The organism is Mesobacterium hydrothermale (assembly GCF_035818635.1).
In the GTDB taxonomy this organism is placed as follows: domain Bacteria; phylum Pseudomonadota; class Alphaproteobacteria; order Rhodobacterales; family Rhodobacteraceae; genus Mesobacterium_A; species Mesobacterium_A hydrothermale.
On record NZ_JAYLLH010000001.1, the window covers coordinates 24,434 to 45,332 of the forward strand.

Here is a 20,899-nt window from a genome sequence, read left to right on the forward strand (position 1 = left end):
GCCCGCTGCGATAGGCAAGGGGACCATAGGCCGGGAGCTGTTGCGCGGCAAGGGGATTAGCCCGCCGGGCGTTCCGCCCAACCGGCGAAGACCTTTTCCAGCGCGACGACGACGTAGTAGAGCACGATCCCCAGGAAGGCCAAGGCGATCAGAACGGCAAACATCAGCGGGTAGTCCGAATTGGTCTTGCCGCTGTCGAACAGCGCCCCAAGACCGCGGCCATGCGGGCTGACGATCTCCATCAGGTTGGTGCCGATGAAGGCCAGTGTCACGGCAACCTTCAGAGCGCCGAAGAATTCCGGCAGGGTCTTGGGCAGCGCGATTTTCCAGAAGATGGTGGATTGCGATGCGCCAAGGCTGCGCAGGATGTCGCGATATTCGGGTTCCAGCGTCGACAGGCCGATGCTGACCGACACGGCGATCGGGAAGAACGAGATCATGAAGGCGATCAGCACGGTGTTGAAATCGTGCCAGCCCACGAACATCAGCGCCACGATGGGCACCACCGTGGCCTTGGGGATGGCGTTGAACCCCACCAGCAGCGGGTAGAGCGCGTCGCGCATGGTGCGCGAAAAGCCCATGATCATGCCGATGGCCGTACCGACGACGATGGCGATCAGCAGCCCGACCACGGTGCGCCACAGCGTCTGCCAGCCCATCACCAGAAACAGGTTCCAGTAGCGGCTGTAGGCCGGGACCAGGTCCGAGGGCGAGGCCATCTTGTAGTTCGGCCAGCCCATCACCCAGACCAGCGCCTCCCACAGGATCAGGAAGATGACGATGGCAAGGGTGGGCACAGCGATCTGACGCAGAGACATGGGGCGACGTCCTGATTTGAGTATTTCTGGAAAGATGAAAGCGGGGTCAGGCGGCGTCTTCGGCGGGGGCGCGGCCCTGGGCGATCTCGATCTGGTGGCGCAGGATGTGCAGCATCTCGGCCGCCTCGGGGGTGTAGAGGTGTTCGATGTCGCGCGGGCCGTCGAACTGCACATCGAGCGTGTATTGCGTTCTGGCCGGGCGGCCCGACAGCACGACCACCTGGTCGGCCAGGAAGATGGATTCGCGCAGGTCGTGGGTGATCAGCACGCCGGTGAAGGGTTCCTTGGCTTTCACCTGGTGCATGATCTGCCACAGATCTTCGCGGGTGAAGGCATCGAGCGCGCCGAAGGGTTCGTCGAGGATCAGCACCTCGGGCTTGTGGACAAGCGCGCGGCAGAGCGAGGCGCGCTGGCGCATCCCGCCCGAAAGTTCGGAGGGGCGTTTGTCTTCGAAGCCCTTGAGGCCGACGAGTTCGAGCAGGTAGCGCGCGCGGTCTTCCTTTTCGGTTCTGGACAGCTTGTTGGGCACGATTTCCAGCGGCAGCATCACGTTCTTCAGGATCGTGCGCCATTCCAGCATGACCGGGTTCTGGAACGCCATGCCGACGGTGGAGCGCGGCGATTTCACCAGTTCGCCGTGCAGCCAGACTTCGCCCTGGTCGGGTTTCAGCAGGCCCGCGACCAGTTTTGTCAGGGTGGACTTGCCGCAGCCCGAGGGGCCGACGACGGCGACGAAGCCACCTTCGGGTACAGAGAGTTCCAGCCCGTCCAGCACCGGCAGCGGGCCGGCCTTGGTCTTGTAGGCGTGGCGCACGCCCTTGATGTCTATGAGATTGGTCATGGCCACTCCGGAAAGGAAACGGGGTGGGCCGCGTGGCCCACCCCTTCTGGCTTATTTCAGCGCGAACCCTTCTTCGGGCAGGTAGGCATCGGTGAAGTAAAGCGATGCGTCGGGCGCGGTCTTGAACTCGTAGGTCATCTTGATCTGTTCGAGCGCATTGGCGAAGCGCGCGTCGTCGATGTCGCCCATGCCGTTGGCCTTGGTCCAGTCGGTCACCACGTTGGCGTCGATGGCCAGCTGCAGGCGGCGTTGTTCCAGCGCGGCGTCGGCGGCGGGGTTGCGTCCGACCATGCTGGCGGTGGCGCCTGCCGGATCGGCAATCGCGTCGGTCCAGCCCTTGGCGACGGCGCCGAGGAAGCCCTTGATGATCTCGGGGTTGGCGGCGGCATAGTCGGTGTTGACGATGATCGCGTTGCCGTAGAGGTCGACCCCGTAATCGGCCATCAGGATGGTCGAGATGTCATCCTCGGGCACGCCGAGGCGCACGAGGTTCAGGTAGGACGAGAACGAGAAGCCGGTGATCGCGGCGACCTTGCCTTCGGCCAGCATCGGTTCGCGGGTCGGGAAACCCACGGGTTCAACGGTGATCGCGGCCATGTCGAGGCTGTTGGTGGCAGCGAAGATCGGGAACTGGGCCCAGGCGCCATCCGGGGGCGGGGCGCCCAGCACCTTGCCTTCCAGGTCTTTCGGTGCCTCGACGCCGAGCGACTTGCGGCCGACGACGGCGAAGGGCGGCTTGTCGTAAATCATCATCACGGCGGTGACGGGCGCGCCGGGGTTCTGGTCAAGGAACTTGATCAGCGAGTTGATGTCGGCAAAGCCCACCGGGAAGGCACCGGTGGCCACCTTCGGAATCGCGTCGAGCGAGCCCTGGCCGGCGGAGATTTCCACCGACAGGCCAGCTTCGGCGAAGTGGCCGTTGTCGATGGCGGCGAAATAGGGGGCCGAGGGACCTTCGAATTTCCAATCGAGGGCGAAGGGTACGGCGGTTTCGGCATGGGCCGCGCCGCACAGGATGACACCTGCGGCAGCGGCGAGAGCGCGGTAATACACTGGAAACTCCTCTGTTGGCAGCAACACGACTGCGGCAGAGTCATCGCTGTTCCGACGACGGTAAGGCCAGCGATATGCCTGAACATTACGCACACGGAAGTTCTCTGCCGCATATTGTGACGCGAATGAATTGATGCGCCTAAGAAATGGGCAATGTGCGATTTGCAGTTGGATCCGAATCGAACCCATCACCGGCGCGCTGGCATGAAAAAACGGGCGGCACAGGGGGCCGCCCGTCGTGATTTTTCAGGTAGTTTGCGGTGTCACAGCTTGATGCGGAACTGGGCAAAGCCTGCGTCGGTGTTACCGGCGTCTTCGATGTCGAGCCCTTTCAGGTCGCTGACGTAATCGCGCGCCTTCGGCCCGGTTTCGAACAGAACGGAGGTGCCGCCCAGCGGGGCAAAGGACCAGTTTTCATCGGCGGACGGGTTGATCGTGCCCTGTTCGACGATGTAGCGGACGATCACGTCGCGGTTGGTGTCGGGCCCTTCAAAGATGATCGTGTCGCCGGTGCCGGGGAAGCTGCCACCACCCGACGCGCGGTAGTTGTTGGTGGCAATGATGAACTCTGCTGCAGGATCAACCGGGGCGCCGTTGAACATCAGGTTCACGATGCGGTTGGCGTCGGGGGCCTCCAGCTCTCCCTTGGGGCCGAATTTCGACGGTTGCGACAGGTCGATCTGATAGGTCACGCCGTCGATCACATCGAAGTTGTAGCTTGGGAAGCTGGGGTTCAGCAGCGGCGCGTCGGTGCTGCCCGGGGCGACCTGGTTGAACATGCCCGCGCTGCGTTCCAGCCAGTCCTTGACCTGCGCGCCGGTGACTTTCACCGCGCGCACGGTGTTGGGATAAAGATACAGGTCAGCCACGTTCTTGATGGCCACATCGCCTGCGGGCACATCGGTGTAATATTCCGGGCCGCCACGGCCACCGGCTTTGAACGGGGCCGCCGCCGACAGGATCGGTAGACCTTCGTATTGGGTGCCCTGCATCATCTGTGCGATGTACCAGGTCTGCGCCTGGCTTACGATCTGGACCGATGGGTCATCCGCCACCAGCGCGAAATAGCTGTAAAGCGGGGCAGAGGTCTTTCCCACTGCGCGGCGGACATAGGCCAATGTCGCGTCGTGGTCGGCGCGGGCGGCGGCAAGAACGGTTTCGTTGTCGCCCACCAGCGCGGTGATCGAACGGTCCTCGTTCCGCTTGGAAATCGGGCGCGACTCGGAGCTGGCGGTGACGACGCGCCAATCGCCGCCATCCTTTTCCAGCATCAGGTCGATGATGCCCAGATGGCTGCCCCAGAAGCCGCCCATTGCGGCGGGCTTGCCGTGGATCAGGCCCTTTTCAGCATCGACGGCGGCATAGTCCTTGTAGGTTGGCGAGGGGAAGACAAGGTGGCTGTGCCCGGTCATGATCGCATCGACGCCGTCAACTGCGGCCAGCGGCACGCTGGCGTTTTCCATCCCGTCCTCGGGGTTGGCGGACCCAATGCCGGAATGCGACAGCGCGATGATGATGTCGGCACCGGCCTCTTTCATCTCTGGGACAAAGGCTTTGGCCGTGGCGACGATGTCGCGCGCCATGACATTGCCTTCAAGGTGCTTGCGGTCCCAGTTCATGACTTGCGGCGGGGTGAAGCCGATGATGCCGACCTTGATCGCGTGTTCGGTCCCCGACCCGTCTTTCACCATCCGGTCCAGGATCACGTAGGGTTTGTAAAGGGTGTCATCCTCGCGGGCAGTGGCGCCCTGCGACTTGGCGATATTGGCCAGTACGATGGGGAAATTCGCCATATCGGTCGATTTTTTCAGGAAATCCAGACCGTAGTTGAATTCATGGTTGCCGATGGTCCCGGCGTCGAAGTTCAGCGTATTCATCGCCGCGATGACCGGGTGCAAGTCGCCTTCCTTCATACCCTTTTCATACGCGATGTAATCGCCCATCGGGTTGCCTTGCAAGAAGTCGCCGTTGTCCACCAGCATGGAGTTGGTGGCCTCTGCCCGGATCTCTTCGATGATCGACGCGGTGCGCGACAGACCCAGCGTATCCACGGGTTTGTCGGCATAGTAATCATACGGGAAGACATGCACATGCAGGTCAGTGGTTTCCATGATCCGCAGGTGCGCCTGGTTGGTGGCTGCGTTGGCCGAATAGGGGTGCAGCGCGATCAGTGCGCTGCCTGCCGCGGCGCCGGCCATGAAGCCGCGCCGGGTGAAACTTGACTTGGTCGACATGCGACTCTCCCTGAGTGTTTTGTTATTTCCTGATGCTGCCACAACATGACGCGGCAATGAAATTTTTTATCTTCTGGTCGAAAATTTGATTGCCATCCCGCCGATGCGGTGGTCGGGACACTGGCCATTGTGCAATGAACATGTAATTCAACACTGCAATCGGGCGGAGGGAGAGCGATGCGGCACGCGGAACAAGTGACTTTCGGCGGCTCAGGCCTTGATCGGGCTGCCGCGCTGCGCGACGACTTGCCGGCGTTGGCTGCGGCGATGCAGGACCCGGACAGCCGGGCGGTGCTGTTCTGGCGTGGCAAATGCCTTGTCTCGAATGGTGAACACGAAGGGCTGACCCGCCTGCCGCTGACCCACCCCGTCTTGGGCGAAGCGGTCTCGGCCCCAATCCTGCTGGGGCGCGACGACGGCACTGCGGTTTTTGCCTATGACATCTCGGGTTGGCAGCCCGAAACCCTGGACGCCGCTGCGCTGGGCCAGTTTATCGACCGTAGCGAACAGGTACATCCCAGCGTGGCCAACGCCCGGTTTGTCGAACTGCGCGGCCACATGACCCGTCTGTCGGCGCACGATGCAGAGCTTGCGGCGACCGGAAAGGGTATCCTTGGCTGGCACGCCAGCCATGGCTTCTGCGCCAAATGCGGCCAGGCGTCGACCATTCACAAGGCAGGGTGGGAACGTATCTGCCCGGCCTGTGGCGCGCATCATTTCCCGCGCACAGACCCGGTGGTCATCATGCTGATCACGCGGGGCAACAAGGTGTTGCTGGGCCGGTCGCACGGCTGGCCCGAAGGGATGTATTCCTGTCTTGCGGGTTTTGTCGAACCTGGCGAGACCATCGAAGCCGCGGTGCGCCGCGAAGTGGCGGAAGAGGCCGGTATCGAGGTTGGCGCGGTGCGCTATCTGGCCAGTCAACCCTGGCCGTTCCCGTCGTCGCTGATGTTCGGCTGCGCCGGAGAAGCGCTGAGCGACGAGATCAATATCGACCCGGTCGAAATCGAAGATGCCCGCTGGGTCAGCCGCGAAGAGGTGGCTGACGCCATGGCCGGTTTGCGCGAAGGATTGTTGCCCGCCCGAAAAGGTGCAATTGCGCATTTCCTGCTCAGGAACTGGCTTGCGGACAGGCTCGATTGACGCGAAACTGCCGATCCGACGGGCAAGACTATACAAGGGGCAGAAGCAGATGCATCTGGCGGCAAAAGAAGACATCGACGCGACAATCGAAAAGGTGTTCGCAGTTGTCAGCGATTTCAACCTGATCGAACAGGTTGCAACCCAACGCGCGATCGAAGTCGAGCGGGTCACAGACAGCACACCGCCCGCCGCGGGGATGGAATGGGAAGCAACCTTTGGGTTTCGGGGCAAACCGCGCAGCATGACGGTGACGCTTGCCGAATTCACCCCGCCCGAGGCGGTGGCCTACAATGCCCATACCGGCGGACTGGACATCGAGATGCGGATCGAACTGGTGGCACTGTCACCGGCAAAGACGCGGCTGCACCTCAAGACCGATCTGAAGCCCGCCAACCTGTCGGCGCGGCTGTTGGTCCAGTCGTTGAAACTGGCCAAGAGCACGATCGAGAAAAAACTGGACAGCCGCGTTGCGGAAATGGGCCGCGGCATCGAAAAACGCATCAAGGCCGCGTGACGGCTGCGCCGCGACACGCACAGCTGGGATTCAAACGCTCCGGAGTCAGACCCGGGGCGTTACGTTTTTAAGGTGTGCAGCTGCGGGCGGTCAGCCGCGCCAGTCGAAAAACCCGGTCCCAGCATGATGCAACAGACGCAGGGCCAGTTCCGCACCCATCGTCGGGCCATCGCTGATCGGGCCGTTGATCGCTTCGGACAGGGCCTCGCTCCCGTCGGGGCGCAAGACTTCGCCGCGCAAGTGCAAACTGCCGCCGTCGAGTTCGGCCAGCCCCGCAATCGGGGTTTCGCAGGACCCGTCCAGCCGTGCCAGGAAGGCCCGTTCAGCGGCCAGCCGTTGCGCGGTTTGCAGATCGTGGATGGCCGCCAACATATCTGCCGCGAGGGCATCGTCGGTGCGCCGTTCGATCCCGATGGCACCTTGCGCCACGGCGGGCAGCATGTCGGCGGTTTCAATCGCGTGCGCCAGGACGTCGGTCATGTTCAGCCGGTTCAGACCGGCCATTGCAAGGAAGGTGCAGCGCGCCACGCCATCGTCCAGCTTTTGCAGCCGGGTTTGCAGGTTGCCGCGAAATTCCACCGGTTTCAGGTCGGGCCGTCGGTTCAGCAACTGCGCGCGGCGGCGCAGTGACGAGGTGCCGACAACCGCGCCTTCGGGCAGGTCGGCGATCGCCTTGAACTCCGGGCTGATGAAGGCGTCACGCACGTCTTCGCGCGGCAGGTAGCAATCGAGGATCAGCCCCTCGGGCTGAACCGTCGGCATGTCTTTCATCGAATGCACGGCAATGTCGATGTCGCCGGCGATCATCGCCTCTTCGATTTCCTTGGTGAACAGCCCCTTGTTGCCAATTTCCTTTAGCGGGCGGTCGGCGTCGATCATGGCACGGTTGTCGCCGGTGGTCTTGATGACCACGATCTCGAACGCGTTCTGCGGCAGATCAAAGGCCGCCGACAGCCGGTCACGGGTTTCATAGGCCTGCGCCAGCGCCAGCGGCGAACCGCGGGTGCCGATGCGCAGCGGTGCTGCGGGGGAAGGAAGCGGACGTGTCATGCGCTAGCCATATGCGGGCAAGGTGACGCGCGCAAGCGGCTGCGTCTTGACATATTGCCGCCAAGCCTTGATCCCCTCTCGCCAAGACTGAGGAAGGAACGACCCATGGCCCCGACGAAAAAGATCCTGCGCGCCCTTGCCGGTGAAACCCTGCCCACCCCGCCGATCTGGATGATGCGGCAGGCGGGCCGGTACCTGCCGGAATACCGGGCGACGCGGGCGCAGGCGGGGGATTTCCTGTCCCTGTGCTACAACAGTGAACTGGCGGCCGAGGTGACGTTGCAGCCGATCCGCCGCTATGGCTTTGATGCCGCGATCCTGTTTGCCGACATCCTGTTGCTGCCGCAGGCGCTGGGCACCGACCTGTGGTTCGTCACCGGAGAAGGGCCGCGCCTGTCCACCATCACCACCGAGGCCGAGTTCGAAAAGCTGGGCCGGGGCGAGATGATCCACGACACGCTGAACCCGGTCTATGAAACCGTGCGCCTCTTGCGGCGCGAACTGCCCGAGGAAACCACGTTGATCGGGTTTGCCGGGGCGCCGTGGACCGTGGCGACCTACATGATCGCCGGGCGCGGCACCAAGGATCAGGGCCCGGCCCATGCGCTGAAGGCCGAAAATCGCGCACTGTTCCAGAAGATCGTCGACCGGCTGACCGAATCCACCATCGACTACCTGTCGGCGCAGATCGACGCCGGGGCCGAGGTGGTCAAGATTTTCGACAGCTGGGCCGGGTCGCTGAAGGGGCAGGATTTCCACGATTTCGCGCTGGAACCCGCGCGCATCATCATTCAGGAACTCAAGGCGCGGCACCCGGGCATCCCGGTCATCGCCTTCCCGCGCGAAGCGGGCGAAGGGTATGTCGGGTTCGCCAAGGCGACCGGCGCGGATTGCGTCGCGGTGGACAATTCGGTGACCCCGGAATGGGCCGCAGCGAAAGTGCAGGTCGATGGCTGCGTGCAGGGCAACCTGGCCTCGTCGCATATGGTGACCGGTGGACAGGCACTTGTTGATGAAACCCGTCACATCGTGCAGGTGTTTTCCAAGGGGCCGCATATCTTCAACCTGGGTCACGGGATCACACCGGATGCCGATCCCGAAAACGTACAATTGATGATCGATACCGTGCGAAACGGCTGATCTGCGCCCGGACGCTGCAATTTTGCACAACAGTCATACGCAACCGGGCAGTTTGAAAACTGAACGGATCGGTTTAGGTGTGTCCCCGAAAGAGGAAACACGAAGGTATGGCCGATGACGGCAATGGTAGAGATTGAAGGCTTGCGCAAAGCCTATCCCGGCGGGTTCGAGGCGCTGAAAGGCGTGACCCTGTCCATTGAAGAAGGGGAAATCCTTGCGCTGTTGGGGCCGAACGGTGCGGGCAAGACGACGCTGATTTCCACGATCTGTGGGATCACCCTGCCCACGTCCGGCACGATCCGCGTGGGCGGGCATGACACGATCACCGATTACCGCGCAGCGCGGGCGCTGATCGGGTTGGTGCCGCAGGAAATTCACCTCGAACCGTTCCAGACCGTGATCAACGCGGTCCGGTTTTCGCGCGGCCTGTTCGGCAAGCCGCGGAACGAGGCCCTGATCGAAGATATCCTGCGCAAGCTTTCGCTGTGGGACAAGCGCGATGCCAAGACAATCGAACTGTCCGGCGGGATGAAGCGCCGGGTGCTGATCGCCAAGGCATTGGCGCATGAACCACGGGTGCTGTTTCTGGATGAACCCACCGCCGGGGTCGACGTGGAATTGCGCAAGGGCATGTGGGACACCGTTGCCGCGCTCAAGTCGCAGGGCGTGACCATCATCCTGACCACGCACTACATCGAAGAAGCCGAGGCGATCGCCGACCGCATCGGGGTCATCAACAAGGGTGATCTGCTGTTGGTCGAGGACAAGGCCACGCTGATGCACAGGATGGGGCAAAAGGAACTGCGGATCGACTTGCAGGAACCGTTGGCATCTGTCCCTGACGGGCTGTCGGACTATGCGCTGCGGCTGGAAGACGGTGGGCGCGCGCTTGTCTATGCCTATGACACGCAGGCCGAACGCACCGGGATCGCCCGGTTGATTGCCCGGTTGTCCGAGCTTGGCGTGGTTCTGCGCGATGTGCACACCCGACAGAATTCGCTTGAAGATATTTTTATCGGGTTGGTACAGGCAGGGGAGGATGCAGCATGAACCTGCACGCGATCTGGGCCATCTATCGTTTCGAAATGACGCGGTTCTTCCGTACCCTGCTGCAAAGCTTCGTGTCGCCGGTGATCTCGACTTCGCTGTACTTCGTTGTCTTCGGGGCGGCGATCGGGTCGCGCATCGACCAGGTTGAAGGCATCAGCTATGGAGCGTTCATCGTGCCCGGGTTGATCATGTTGAGCGTGATGACACAGGCGATTTCAAACGCGTCTTTCGGCATCTACTTCCCCAAGTTCATCGGCACGATCTATGAGTTGTTATCGGCACCGGTGAATTTCCTGGAAATCGTCGTCGGCTATGTCGGCGCGGCGGCGACCAAGGCATTGTTCATCGGGGTGGTAATCCTTGGCACGTCGGCGTTGTTTGTCGATCTGCACATCCAGCACCCGTTTGCGATGGTCATGTTCCTGCTGCTGACGTGTCTCAGCTTCGCGTTGCTGGGGTTCATCATCGGCATCTGGGCGAAGAATTTCGAACAATTGCAACTGGTGCCGTTGCTGGTTGTGACTCCACTGGTTTTCCTTGGCGGGTCCTTCTATTCGATCTCGATGTTGCCGCCTGTGTGGCAGGCGATCACCATGTTCAACCCGGTGGTTTACCTGATCTCCGGTTTCCGTTGGGCGTTCTTTGGGCTGGCGGATGTGTCCATCGGGCTGAGTTTGCTGGCCATCGGTGGCTTTACCGCGCTGTGCCTTGCCGCGATCTGGTGGATTTTCCGGACCGGCTGGCGCATCCGGCAATAACGCAAAAGCCCCGCGCCAGGCGCGGGGCTTTTCGACTTCGGCCTGATCGGGTCAGGCGGGCACGGGCGCGCGCCGACCGCCAAGCATGACATCCATCGACATGCCGCCGATCCACATGCAGAACAGCGCAAGCCACGCGGTGCCGGCAAAGATCGACCCACCGGTCACGCCCGCTCCGATGGCGCAACCGCCGGCCAGCATCCCGCCAAAGCCCATCAAGGCGGCACCGATCATCGCGCGGCGCATCGGGGTCGGGCCTTCAAAGCCTTGGAACTGGAATTCCTTGGCCAGAACCGACGACAGGAACGATCCGATGACAACGCCGGGAACAAGGCCGACGTCGAATTCCAGGATGGCGGAGCGATCCAGGAAGAACATCAGTGTATTGGCAGACGGGCCGGTGAACGTGGCGCTTTCGATCTGGACCGGATCAAAGGCCACCTGCGACAGGGTGTAGGTCAGACCCCACCCAAGCGCGACCGAGAACCCGACACCCGAGGCGAAAATCAGCCGCGACCAGCCGATCTGGTGGCGGCGTGACAGTTCCAGCGCCAAGGCCGCGAAGACAAGGCCGATGACAAGGCCCGACCATTCCGGCAGGTGCAGGGCTGCCAGCAGGTCCATGTTGCGCCCGCCTTCCGTGATCCACAGCGCCGCCAGCCAGTCGCGCAGCGGCGACAGCCAACCGGTGATTGCCATCTGGGCGACCACTGCAAAGATCAGGCCCGACACGATGGACCGCATGTTGCCCGTCGCCGCCATCACCAGCAGGCGGCCGGAACAGCCACGTGCCAGAACCATGCCTGCGCCGAACATCAGCCCGCCGATGATCGCGCCCGACCAGCTGCCCGGAACCGCCATCATCCGCGCCTATGTCGTGTCTATCAGGCCCAGAAGCTGTGCGGCCTGTACCCAGACGACCGCAGTCGAGAAGGTCAGGAACCAGACGGCGACCTTGTCATGCATCATGCCGCGGGCAAATTCGATGGTTGCCGCACGCAGACAGAATTTCGAGCGCTGCGCGGAAACCCCGAAAACCGTGCCGGTAATCAGGCCAAAGAGGGCAGCTGTCGGTGCTTCGCCGATTGATTCGACCAGGTTCACTATGTCCATGTGTTTTCCCCGGATTCTGGACGGGCTGGGCAGGTTGAACCCCAGTCGTCTTGGTGGTTTCGCGCAAAGATATCTCCGGCGGAGGCCTTTTTTGCATTGATCCAGATCAGCCAATGTTCCGAAACGACATTCTGGTCGTTTCCGGGCGCGAGCGAACTGCCCGATTCGCCGCACCGAGGGGCAGTAGAACGGTGCTCTGAACGCAGGAGGCAGGGTCATGAACGAACAGATTATCGAACCGGAAGTTCTTGCCACATTGATGGCAGCATTGCCGGTTGTGGCCAACAGCGATCACGCCCCGCTGGAAGGCGCGGAAGACCCCAGCGTTTTTGGCACGGTGAAGTGGCGCACGCTGTTCTGTTCTGACCGCACGGCCACCTCTGGCATGGTGATGGGCATTGCCGAGTTCGGCCCGGGCGATACACTGCTGCCGCATCGTCACGGCCCGGCCGAGATCTATTTCGGCTTGTCCGGGCAGGGCACTGTCACCATCGACGGCACGCCGCACCTGATGGCGCCGGGTGTCGCGCTGTACATCCCGGCAGAGGCCGAGCATGGCACCGTGGCGGGGCCTGACGGGTTGCGCTTTCTCTACGTGTTCCCGCGCGACAAGTTTTCGGAAGTCGATTACCGGTTCTCGGCGGTCTGAGGGGCTGCACGAAACCCTCGCCAAACCGGATCAATCGGCGTAAAGGCCAGACATGGCCAGACTTATGCACCTTTCCGACGCGCGCGACCTGCCCTTGTGGCGCAGGCCGCGCGCGTTGTTGTTCCTGATGGCAATTGCCATGCCGCTGTCGTTTGCGACGTGGTCGGCTCTGCTGAACAATTTCGTCATCGACGCGGCGAACTTTGACGGTTCCGACATCGGGCTTTTGCATACGGTGCGGGAAATCCCGGGGTTTTTGGCGATCGGGGTCATCGCGATCATCCTGTTCATCCGTGAACAGACGCTGGCCTATGTGGCGCTGACGATGCTGGGCATCGCCACGGCGGTGACCGCGTGGTTCCCCAACATGGGCGGCATCCTGACCATCACCATGCTGAGTTCAATTGGGTTTCACTATTTCGAAACCGTGAACCAGAGCCTGCAACTGCAATGGCTGCCCAAGGACAAGGCGCCCCAGATCATCGGGCTGCTGATGGCGGCCGGATCGGCGGCGACGCTGGTCGCCTACGTGCTGATCGTGATGACGTGGAAGGCATTCGACCTGAGTTATAACTTCGTCTACCTCGTTTCAGGCGGGGCGACGTTGGTGATCGTGGCGTGGTGCGCCTTTGCCTTTCCGCACTTTGAATCGCCTAACCCGCAAGTCAAGAAATTCGTCCTGCGCAAGCGTTACTGGTTGTATTACGCGTTGCAGTTCATGGCCGGTGCCCGGCGTCAGATCTTTGTGGTCTTTGCGGGTTTCATGATGGTCGAACGTTTCGGCTTTGACGTGCACGAGGTGACGGCGCTGTATTTGATCAACCTTGTGGCCAACATGGTGGCCGCGCCGCTTTTGGGAAAGGCGGTTCATATCTGGGGCGAACGCCGGGCGCTGATCTTTGAATACACCGGACTGGCAATCGTCTTTTTGGCCTACGGCGGTCTTTACTGGTTCGGCTGGGGCGTGGTGCTGGCGTCGATCCTGTACGTGATCGACCACTTCTTTTTCGCGCTGGCCCTGGCTCTGAAGACCTATTTCCAGAAGATCGCCGATCCGGGGGATATCGCGCCGACAGCGGCGGTGGCCTTCACCATCAACCATATCGCGGCGGTGTTCCTGCCGGTGCTGCTGGGCCTATTGTGGCTGGTGTCGCCGGGGGCGGTGTTCGGTTTGGCTGCGGGCATGGCGCTGACGTCGCTGGCGCTGGCGCTTTTGATCCCGCGCCACCCCGAACCGGGCAATGAAACCGTGTTCAAGCAGTTCGTCGCGGCGGCCCCCGCGGAATAAGCCGGGCGCCTGTCGCCGCTGGCAAGCGGCGCGGGCTTGGTGTACGAGGCAGGGGCTTTGACAGGAGTCGCCGATGCCCACCACCTATACCGCCTTTACCAAGCTGACCGACAAGACCGCCGCCGAGGCGCTGGGCGAGGCGATGGAAGAGCTGGAACCCGAACCCACCGGTGTTGGTGTGTTCGAGATCGAGGACGGCTCAGGCACCTGGGAAGTCGGCGGTTACTTTGTCGAAGAGCCGAACACGGTGGAACTGGCGCTGCTGGCTGCCGCGTTCGACGCCAAGCCGTTCGTCGTGTCGAAAGTTCCCGATACCGATTGGGTCGACAAGGTGCGCCGTGAACTGACCCCGGTGCCAGCCGGGCGTTTCTTCGTCTATGGCAGCCATGACGCCGACAAGATCCCCGAAGGTGCCGAACCCCTGCTGATTGAGGCGGCGATGGCCTTTGGCACCGGCCACCACGGTACCACGCTGGGGTGTCTGTGTGCCCTGGACCGGCTGGCGACCGAAGGCTTCGTCGGCAAGAGCGTGGTGGATATCGGATGTGGTACCGCGGTTCTGGCGATGGGCGCTGCCCGAATCTGGCCGGGCCCGGTTCTGGCCAGCGATATCGACCCGGTTGCCGTCGAGGTGGCCGAAGCCAACGTGCGTGCCAACAACCTGCAAGGCCGAGTCTCTTGCATCGAGGCCACCGGTTTCGATCACCCGGTACTGACCGAGGCCGCGCCGTTCGATCTGGTTTTTGCGAATATCCTGAAGGCCCCGCTGATCGACCTGTCGCCGACGATGTCGTCGGCGCTGGCACCGGGGGGCTATGCGATCCTGTCAGGCATCCTGAACCGGCAGGCGGATGAGGTGATCGAGGTCTATCGCCAGAACGGAAACAGTCTTGTCCATCGCGATGAGATTGGTGAATGGACCACGCTGACCTTGCAGCGCGACGCCTGAGAATCCACCGAATCGCCTTGTGCGGACGGGCCTTGGCCCAAGATTGGCCATAATTCAAAGCTATCTAAAAACGATCTTGGTGGGGGCCAAGTATCGGAGTTTACCATGGCGGATGCCCTGCGCAATTTCGACAAGCGTGCGCGTGCTGTCGAAACGACCCACAAGAAGCTCGCCCAGGGGTATGTCACCAAGCTGGGCCGTGATGGCGTCATGCGCCACAAGCCAAAGGTTCGCCTGTCCTTCATCAGCCCGCGGGCGATTGTCTATCTTGCGTTGGTGTTCACCGCGTTCAAGGGCTTCCTGCTGAGCAATCTGGGCGAGGCAACGTATACCGCGCACCTGGCGGACCTGGGCCAGGGTGGCTTTGTGGATCGTGCCGGTGGTTTCCTGATGGGGGTTGATCCGGCCACGGCATGGATCGCGAACGCCCTTACCGTGATCCTCTGACCTTTTCGATTTTCGTCGGTCCAAACAAAAAGCCCGCGTCCGGTGACGCGGGCTTTGTCGTTCCGTGCGGATGCGCGGATCAGCGGTAGTTCGAAACCACGTCGATGTCGCCGCGGTTCAGACCGATGTCGTCCAGTTCACGGTCGGTCAGCGAGGACAGCGCCTTGCGGGTCACGCGAGCGTCGTTCCAAGCCGAGAAGCCCGAGAACATCGAGACAAACATTTGGCCGATACGGCCGCCGTGAGTGGTGGTGTGCGATGCGTCGAAAGCAGCCATTTCTTCGTTCCTTGCATTGAAAGGTGTGGAGGGGATCGTTTTCCTTGGCTGGCATCTAGAGTTTTCAAATCGCACAAACAAGCAGCAGGATTGCATAAGACCTATGCGGTTCGTGCATGACGCGTGGCTTAATTAAGGCAAGGAAAACAAGGCGCTTTTCACGGATTTTTGTGTCGCTTTCCGGTGCCGAAATGTCGCCGTCAGGACCCGGGTGTCGTCCAAATCCGCCAAGCGTCGCTTTTTGGCGGCGCGCGGTTCTTGCTTGGCGTTTGTTCGCGTTTCGTGCTACTGCGATGGAAAAGCAACACCGGGCAGGCGGGGCAGGCAAAATGCGGGTACTCGGGATCGATCCAGGGCTCAGAAACCTCGGCTGGGGGGTGATCGAGGCGCAGGGAAACCGACTCAGTCACGTGGCAAACGGCGTTTTGCATTCCAGCGGGCCGAACCTGGCGCAACGGTTGCTGTCGCTTCACCAGCAATTGACCGAGATCCTGCACCGCTACACCCCGGAAGCCGCCGCTGTCGAACAGACCTTCGTGAACAAGGACGCGGTGGCAACGCTGAAGCTGGGTCAGGCGCGGGCGGTGGCCCTGCTGGTTCCGGCTCAGTTCGGGCTTGAGATCGGGGAATACGCCCCCAACGCAGTGAAAAAGACCGTTGTCGGCGTTGGCCACGCGGACAAGAACCAGATTCAGCACATGGTAAAGATGCAACTGCCCGGCGCAGTGATCACCGGGCCGGACGCGGCTGACGCGCTGGCCATTGCCATGTGCCACGCCTGGCATGTGCGGGCACCAGCGCTGAAGGTGCGGGCATGATCGGCAAGATTTCCGGGCGGGTCGACTACAAGAGCGATGACCACGTTCTGATCGACGTGCGTGGTGTCGGCTATATCGTCTATTGCAGCGACCGGACGTTGATGGGACTGCCCGGCGCAGGAGAGGCCGTTGCGCTGTTCACGGATCTTGTCGTGCGCGAAGACCTGTTGCAGCTTTATGGCTTTCCCACGTTGGTGGAGAAGGAATGGCATCGGCTGTTGATGAGCGTTCAGGGGGTCGGCGCCAAGGCATCTCTGGCAATCCTTGGCGCGCTAGGCCCGGATGGTGTCAGCCGGGCCATAGCCCTGGGCGACTGGTCTGCGGTGAAGGCGGCGAAGGGCATCGGCCCCAAGACAGCGCAGCGCGTCGTGAATGAACTGAAAGACAAGGCCGCTGTGATCATGGCAATGACTGGTCACAGTGCGCAGGTGACAGAGGATCCCAGCGCCTTGATCGAACCTGCCCCCGTCCCCAAACCGCGCACAATGCCTGCCCAAAAACCCAACGCCTCGGCTCAGGCAGAGGCACTTTCCGCGCTTGGCAACCTTGGGTATGCCCCATCAGAGGCGGCGGGCGCCGTGGCTCATGCGGCGGCGGATGAGCCCGAGGCCGATACCGCCGCCCTGATCCGCGCCGCACTGCGCCTGTTGGCGCCAAAGGGGTGACGGATGTCGCGTGATGTGAACACAGGCGGGCGCCGATGACCGAACCGGATCCGACACTTCGCCCCGAGCCGTTGCCGGAGGACTTCGATCGTGCCTTGCGACCGCAGAGTCTGGACGAATTCGTCGGCCAGGCAGAGGCGCGGGCGAACCTGCGGGTGTTCGTGCAATCCGCGCGCCAGCGCGGCGAGGCGATGGATCACACGCTGTTCCATGGCCCCCCGGGGCTGGGCAAGACCACGCTGGCCCAGATCATGGCGCGTGAACTGGGTGTAAATTTCCGGATGACATCCGGCCCCGTGCTGGCCAAGGCGGGGGACCTTGCCGCGATCCTGACCAACCTGGAGTCGCGCGACGTACTGTTCATTGACGAAATTCACCGGCTCAATCCCGTCGTTGAAGAGGTCCTCTATCCCGCGATGGAGGATTTCGAGTTGGACCTGGTGATCGGCGAAGGCCCGGCCGCGCGCACTGTGCGGATCGAATTGCAACCCTTCACGCTGGTAGGGGCCACGACACGGTTGGGCCTGCTGACCACCCCCTTGCGCGACCGCTTCGGCATTCCGACGCGGCTGCAGTTCTACACGATCGAGGAATTGAACCTGATTGTCGCCCGCAACGCGCGCAAGCTCGGGGTGGTGGCCGACGAGGACGGCGCTCGGGAAATTGCGCGTCGTGCGCGTGGAACCCCCCGGATCGCCGGACGATTGCTGCGCCGGGTGGTGGATTTCGCCGTGGTTGAAGGCGACGGCCGCATCGATCGTGCGCTGGCCGACAACGCGTTGACGCGGTTGGGTGTGGACGCGATCGGGCTGGACTCGGCGGACCGCCGTTACCTGGGACTGATCGCCGAGAACTACGGCGGTGGGCCGGTTGGGATCGAAACCCTGGCCGCGGCCCTGTCGGAAAGCCGCGACGCGCTGGAAGAGGTGATCGAGCCCTATCTTCTGCAGCAGGGGCTGATCCAGCGCACGCCGCGGGGCCGGATGCTGGCGCAGAAAGGCTGGCGGCACATGGGGCTGGAGGCGCCCAGGCCCCCGGGGCAGGGCACGTTGTTCGACGGGTAGGGGGCGCTGCCCCCTCTTGGCCCCTGGCCAATTCACCCCCGGAGTATTTGCCGGAAAGATGAAACGGAGTGGGTTCGGTCTGGTCATTCGGTGCCGGGGCGCGGTAGACCGGGCGCGCATTCCTGCAAGTCCAGCCTTGGGTGACGACATGACGCCTGACGAGATTGCACAGATCTTTACCCGGTCTGACGGGCACTATCTTTTTGCCCGTTGGGGGCGGCCGATCGCGCCGATCGTATTCGGCGTCAATGATGCCACCCTGTCGGTGGTCAAGGGGGCGTTCGAGGCGGTCTGCGCGCTGGCGCGCCACCAGATGGCGGAAACCGACCCCGAGCTGGGCGCCAATGTGATGGTGTTTTTCTTTCGCGACTGGGCGGAACTGCTGGAGGTGCCGGACCTTGACCGGCTGATCGACGGATTGGAGCCATTGGTCGGGCGGTTGCAGGCGGCGGAGGCCAACCAGTACCGGGTGTTCCGGTTTGATACGCAGGGTGCGATCCGGGCTTGTTTCATTTTCCTGAGGATGGATCGGGACTTGTCGGCGGTTCCGGCAGAAACGTTGGCATTGAACCAGGTGGTGCAGGCGATGCTGTTGTGGTCCGACTTGGCGTTCCGGGACCGGTCGCCGCTGGGCCAGGTCGAGGGCGGCCAGGTGATCCTGCGCCCCGAGATCGGAGAATTGATCCGCGCGGCTTATGATCCGGTGCTTCCGGCGGTGGCGCAAGATGCCAGCCATGCGCTGCGGCTTGCGGCGCGGATGAGCGTGGCGCGGCAATGATCCGGGCTTTTGTCGGTCTGCCCCTGCCCGACGCCTGCGCCGAAGCACTGGGGGTGGTTCAGGACCGTCTGTCGGCGGGGCGGGATGTGCCGCGCGACAACCTGCACCTGACCTTGGCGTTTCTGGGTGCGCAGCCTGAATCGGTGTTGGAGGATTTGCACGGGCTTCTGGAACGGGTCACCGCGCCGCCAATGACCTTGCGGTTTTCCGGCTACGAAATGTTTGGCGGTACCAAGCCGCGGCTGCTGGCGGCGCTGGTCGCGCTGAATCCGGCCCTGCAGGCGTTGCGCGCCAAGGTGCGGCGCGCGGCGTATTCGGTCGGAATCGACCTGCCGCGCGAACGGTTCCGGCCACATGTCACCTTGACCCGCTTTGCCGGTTTGCTGACGTCCGGCGAGGAGCGCCGGGTGCGGAGCGTGATGGAAGGCGCGGTCCTGGTGCCCGACTGGCCGGTTGAGCAGATGGTGTTGTACCGGTCGGTACTGAACCCGTCGGGCGCACGTTATGACGCGCTGGCGGACTATCCGCTTGCCCCAGGCGCACCTGCTTTCTAGGGTCTGCACGCAACCAAAGAAGGACGCGCAAGATGGTGCACAGCTTTCCGATCCGGGTCTATTACGAAGACACCGACATGGCGGGCATCGTCTACTATGCCAATTACCTGCGCTATATCGAGCGGGCGCGCAGTGACTGGGTGCGCAAGCTGGGGGTCGACCAGAACGCCATGCGCGAAGAGGACGGCGTGGTTTTCGTGGTGCGGCGTGTCGAGGCAGACTATCTGGCGTCCGCGAAGTTCGATGACGACCTGGTGATCGAAACGGTGACACGGTCAGTGTCGGGCGTCAGGCTGATCATGTGGCAAGAGGTCAAGCGTGGCGACGAGGTGCTGTTTCAGGCCGAAGTTACCGTGGTTTGCGTGAACGACCATGGTCACGTGACACGCCTGCCGGCGAATATTCGCCAGATGCTGCATTAAAACGCCACTCTGAGGCATAGTATTGGCGTTTCCCCTGCACTTGCGATAGAATCGCTGTCAACCAGAGCCCGGAAAATCGGGCCGACAGAAAAAGAGCAGGCTAATGGACACACAAACCCTCGCCCTGGCGCAGGAGATTGATTTCTCCATGTTGGGCCTTTTTGCGCGCGCCACGCTGACCGTCAAGCTGGTGATGGTGCTGTTGCTTCTGGGCTCTTTCTGGGCCTGGGCGATCATCATTCAGAAGATGATCGCCTATCGTTCCGCCCGGCGCGAAGCCGCCCGGTTCGACCGCGCCTTCTGGTCGGGTGAGCCGCTGGACGAATTGTTTGACCAGATCGGGACTGATCCAAAAGGCCGGTCCGAAAAGGTATTCGCCGCCGGCATGATGGAGTGGCGTCGGTCGCACCGCGACGACGGCGGGCTGATCGCAGGCGCGCAGGCGCGAATCGACCGCAGCATGGACGTCGCGATCGCAAAAGAGGCTGAGGCGTTGCAGTCGGGCCTTCCGGTGCTGGCGACGGTCGGGTCGGTCGCGCCCTTCGTGGGCCTGTTCGGCACGGTCTGGGGCATCATGCATGCCTTCATCGAAATCGCCCAGCAGCAGAACACCTCGCTTGTCGTCGTGGCCCCGGGGATCGCCGAGGCGCTGCTGGCCACGGGCCTGGGCCTGCTGGCCGCGATCCCGGCGGTGGTTTTCTACAACAAGTTGTCGGCGGACAGCGATCGTATCCTTTCCGGATACGAGGCCTTTGCCGACGAATTCGCCACCATCCTGTCGCGCCAGCTGGACGCCTGACCCATGGGCGCAGGCGTGATGAAGAAGGGCGACGGGGCGGGTCGCAGACGGCGGCGCAGGCGGTCGCAACCAATGGCGGAAATCAACGTCACGCCGATGGTGGACGTGATGCTGGTGCTGCTGATCATCTTCATGGTCGCGGCACCCCTGCTGACCGTCGGCGTGCCGGTCGAACTGCCGAAAACCGCCGCCACCGCCTTGCCCTCGGAAACCGAGGAGCCGCTGACCGTGACGATCACCGCCGACGGGGGCGTCATGATCCAGACGACAGAGGTGCCGCGCGAAGACCTGGTGAACCGTCTGCGGGCGATTGCCGCCGAACGGGCGGATGACCGCGTGTTCCTGCGCGCGGATGGCTCGGTGCCCTATGACGCGGTTGCCAAGGTCATGGGGGCGCTGAACACGGGGGGCTTCGGGTCGATCGGGCTGGTCACTGATATCGGTGGTCCGGCGCTGGACGGCTCGGGGAACTAAG

Annotated in this window: 23 protein-coding genes and 1 pseudogene; 17 read left to right on the forward strand and 7 right to left on the reverse strand. The window is 62.6% G+C overall.

All coding sequences use genetic code 11. The annotated features are described in order from the left end of the window. Window positions 1-56: 56 nt before the first annotated feature. The 4 genes from VK792_RS00125 to VK792_RS00140 form a co-directional block, all read right to left on the reverse strand. Window positions 57-818, reverse strand: a complete 762-nt coding sequence (locus VK792_RS00125) for an ABC transporter permease (RefSeq protein WP_326295102.1) — start codon at window positions 816-818, stop codon at window positions 57-59. Window positions 819-864: 46 nt separating this feature from the next. Continuing rightward, window positions 865-1,659 carry an ABC transporter ATP-binding protein gene (locus tag VK792_RS00130; RefSeq protein WP_326295103.1) on the reverse strand — a complete coding sequence of 265 codons (795 nt, stop codon included), beginning with the start codon at window positions 1,657-1,659 and terminating at the stop codon, window positions 865-867. A gap of 51 nt (window positions 1,660-1,710) precedes the next feature. After that, window positions 1,711-2,712, reverse strand: coding sequence for an ABC transporter substrate-binding protein (locus tag VK792_RS00135; protein WP_326295104.1), 1,002 nt, complete (start codon window positions 2,710-2,712; stop codon window positions 1,711-1,713). Between the two features lie 263 nt (window positions 2,713-2,975). Further along, complete coding sequence (locus tag VK792_RS00140) at window positions 2,976-4,946, reverse strand: bifunctional 2',3'-cyclic-nucleotide 2'-phosphodiesterase/3'-nucleotidase (RefSeq protein WP_326295105.1); 1,971 nt, start codon at window positions 4,944-4,946, stop codon at window positions 2,976-2,978. Between the two features lie 177 nt (window positions 4,947-5,123). On the opposite strand from VK792_RS00140, the gene nudC reads away from it, so the two are divergent. Together nudC and VK792_RS00150 are read left to right on the forward strand one after the other, a co-directional pair. After that, window positions 5,124-6,089, forward strand: a complete 966-nt coding sequence (gene nudC / locus VK792_RS00145; protein WP_326295107.1) for an NAD(+) diphosphatase — start codon at window positions 5,124-5,126, stop codon at window positions 6,087-6,089. A 49-nt stretch (window positions 6,090-6,138) separates the two neighbouring features. Beyond that, window positions 6,139-6,603 (forward strand): SRPBCC family protein, encoded by a 465-nt coding sequence (locus VK792_RS00150; protein ID WP_326295108.1) that lies wholly within the window; start codon window positions 6,139-6,141, stop codon window positions 6,601-6,603. Between the two features lie 90 nt (window positions 6,604-6,693). Here the strand turns inward: VK792_RS00150 and hemC are convergent, their stop codons facing one another. Continuing rightward, window positions 6,694-7,653 carry a hydroxymethylbilane synthase gene (hemC, locus tag VK792_RS00155; protein ID WP_326295110.1) on the reverse strand — a complete coding sequence of 320 codons (960 nt, stop codon included), beginning with the start codon at window positions 7,651-7,653 and terminating at the stop codon, window positions 6,694-6,696. Between the two features lie 105 nt (window positions 7,654-7,758). Here hemC and hemE point away from each other — a divergent pair, with 105 nt between their 5' ends. The 3 genes from hemE (at window position 7,759) to VK792_RS00170 (ending at window position 10,601) form a co-directional block, all read left to right on the forward strand. Continuing rightward, window positions 7,759-8,793, forward strand: a complete 1,035-nt coding sequence (gene hemE, locus VK792_RS00160; RefSeq protein ID WP_326295112.1) for a uroporphyrinogen decarboxylase — start codon at window positions 7,759-7,761, stop codon at window positions 8,791-8,793. Window positions 8,794-8,907: 114 nt separating this feature from the next. Then, the gene (locus VK792_RS00165) at window positions 8,908-9,843 is read left to right on the forward strand and encodes an ABC transporter ATP-binding protein (protein WP_326295114.1); all 936 of its coding nucleotides are present in this window, start codon (window positions 8,908-8,910) and stop codon (window positions 9,841-9,843) included. Next, on the forward strand, window positions 9,840-10,601 hold the full coding sequence (locus VK792_RS00170; RefSeq protein ID WP_326295116.1) for an ABC transporter permease: 762 nt from the start codon (window positions 9,840-9,842) through the stop codon (window positions 10,599-10,601). Before VK792_RS00165 ends, VK792_RS00170 begins: the two co-directional genes overlap by 4 nt. 51 nt (window positions 10,602-10,652) lie before the next feature. Here VK792_RS00170 and VK792_RS00175 read toward each other — a convergent pair. Beyond that, window positions 10,653-11,714: pseudogene (locus tag VK792_RS00175) on the reverse strand (YeeE/YedE family protein). 217 nt (window positions 11,715-11,931) lie between these two features. Here VK792_RS00175 and VK792_RS00180 point away from each other — a divergent pair. The 4 genes from VK792_RS00180 (at window position 11,932) to VK792_RS00195 (ending at window position 15,047) form a co-directional block, all read left to right on the forward strand. Then, window positions 11,932-12,363 (forward strand): cupin domain-containing protein, encoded by a 432-nt coding sequence (locus tag VK792_RS00180; protein WP_326295117.1) that lies wholly within the window; start codon window positions 11,932-11,934, stop codon window positions 12,361-12,363. Between the two features lie 52 nt (window positions 12,364-12,415). After that, window positions 12,416-13,651, forward strand: coding sequence for an MFS transporter (locus tag VK792_RS00185; protein ID WP_326295118.1), 1,236 nt, complete (start codon window positions 12,416-12,418; stop codon window positions 13,649-13,651). A gap of 73 nt (window positions 13,652-13,724) precedes the next feature. Next, window positions 13,725-14,600: a 50S ribosomal protein L11 methyltransferase gene (locus VK792_RS00190; protein ID WP_326295120.1), complete on the forward strand. Its 876-nt coding sequence runs from the start codon at window positions 13,725-13,727 to the stop codon at window positions 14,598-14,600. A 105-nt stretch (window positions 14,601-14,705) separates the two neighbouring features. Further along, window positions 14,706-15,047, forward strand: a complete 342-nt coding sequence (locus VK792_RS00195) for a hypothetical protein (RefSeq protein ID WP_326295121.1) — start codon at window positions 14,706-14,708, stop codon at window positions 15,045-15,047. A 79-nt stretch (window positions 15,048-15,126) separates the two neighbouring features. Here VK792_RS00195 and VK792_RS00200 read toward each other — a convergent pair whose 3' ends face one another. Further along, window positions 15,127-15,324: a DUF1127 domain-containing protein gene (locus tag VK792_RS00200; protein ID WP_326295123.1), complete on the reverse strand. Its 198-nt coding sequence runs from the start codon at window positions 15,322-15,324 to the stop codon at window positions 15,127-15,129. A gap of 329 nt (window positions 15,325-15,653) precedes the next feature. On the opposite strand from VK792_RS00200, the gene ruvC reads away from it, so the two are divergent. The 8 genes from ruvC to tolR all read left to right on the forward strand — a co-directional run bounded on the left by ruvC (window position 15,654) and on the right by tolR (window position 20,898). Continuing rightward, window positions 15,654-16,142, forward strand: coding sequence for a crossover junction endodeoxyribonuclease RuvC (ruvC, locus tag VK792_RS00205; protein WP_326295125.1), 489 nt, complete (start codon window positions 15,654-15,656; stop codon window positions 16,140-16,142). Further along, on the forward strand, window positions 16,139-16,807 hold the full coding sequence (gene ruvA / locus VK792_RS00210) for a Holliday junction branch migration protein RuvA (RefSeq protein WP_326295127.1): 669 nt from the start codon (window positions 16,139-16,141) through the stop codon (window positions 16,805-16,807). Before ruvC ends, ruvA begins: the two co-directional genes overlap by 4 nt. Window positions 16,808-16,842: 35 nt before the next feature. Then, the gene (gene ruvB, locus VK792_RS00215) at window positions 16,843-17,871 is read left to right on the forward strand and encodes a Holliday junction branch migration DNA helicase RuvB (RefSeq protein ID WP_326295129.1); all 1,029 of its coding nucleotides are present in this window, start codon (window positions 16,843-16,845) and stop codon (window positions 17,869-17,871) included. A gap of 148 nt (window positions 17,872-18,019) precedes the next feature. Beyond that, on the forward strand, window positions 18,020-18,649 hold the full coding sequence (locus VK792_RS00220; protein ID WP_326295130.1) for a hypothetical protein: 630 nt from the start codon (window positions 18,020-18,022) through the stop codon (window positions 18,647-18,649). Further along, a complete protein-coding gene (thpR, locus tag VK792_RS00225; RefSeq protein ID WP_326295132.1) occupies window positions 18,646-19,203 on the forward strand; it encodes an RNA 2',3'-cyclic phosphodiesterase in 558 nt (185 codons plus the stop codon). The genes VK792_RS00220 and thpR overlap by 4 nt, the downstream gene beginning before the upstream one ends. Before the next feature lie 32 nt (window positions 19,204-19,235). Continuing rightward, a complete protein-coding gene (gene ybgC / locus VK792_RS00230; RefSeq protein ID WP_326295134.1) occupies window positions 19,236-19,625 on the forward strand; it encodes a tol-pal system-associated acyl-CoA thioesterase in 390 nt (129 codons plus the stop codon). A gap of 103 nt (window positions 19,626-19,728) precedes the next feature. Continuing rightward, window positions 19,729-20,424 carry a protein TolQ gene (gene tolQ / locus VK792_RS00235; protein WP_326295135.1) on the forward strand — a complete coding sequence of 232 codons (696 nt, stop codon included), beginning with the start codon at window positions 19,729-19,731 and terminating at the stop codon, window positions 20,422-20,424. A gap of 3 nt (window positions 20,425-20,427) precedes the next feature. Then, entirely contained in the window at window positions 20,428-20,898 is a 471-nt protein-coding gene (gene tolR, locus VK792_RS00240) for a protein TolR (protein ID WP_326295137.1), read from the forward strand. Window position 20,899: the final 1 nt, after the last annotated feature.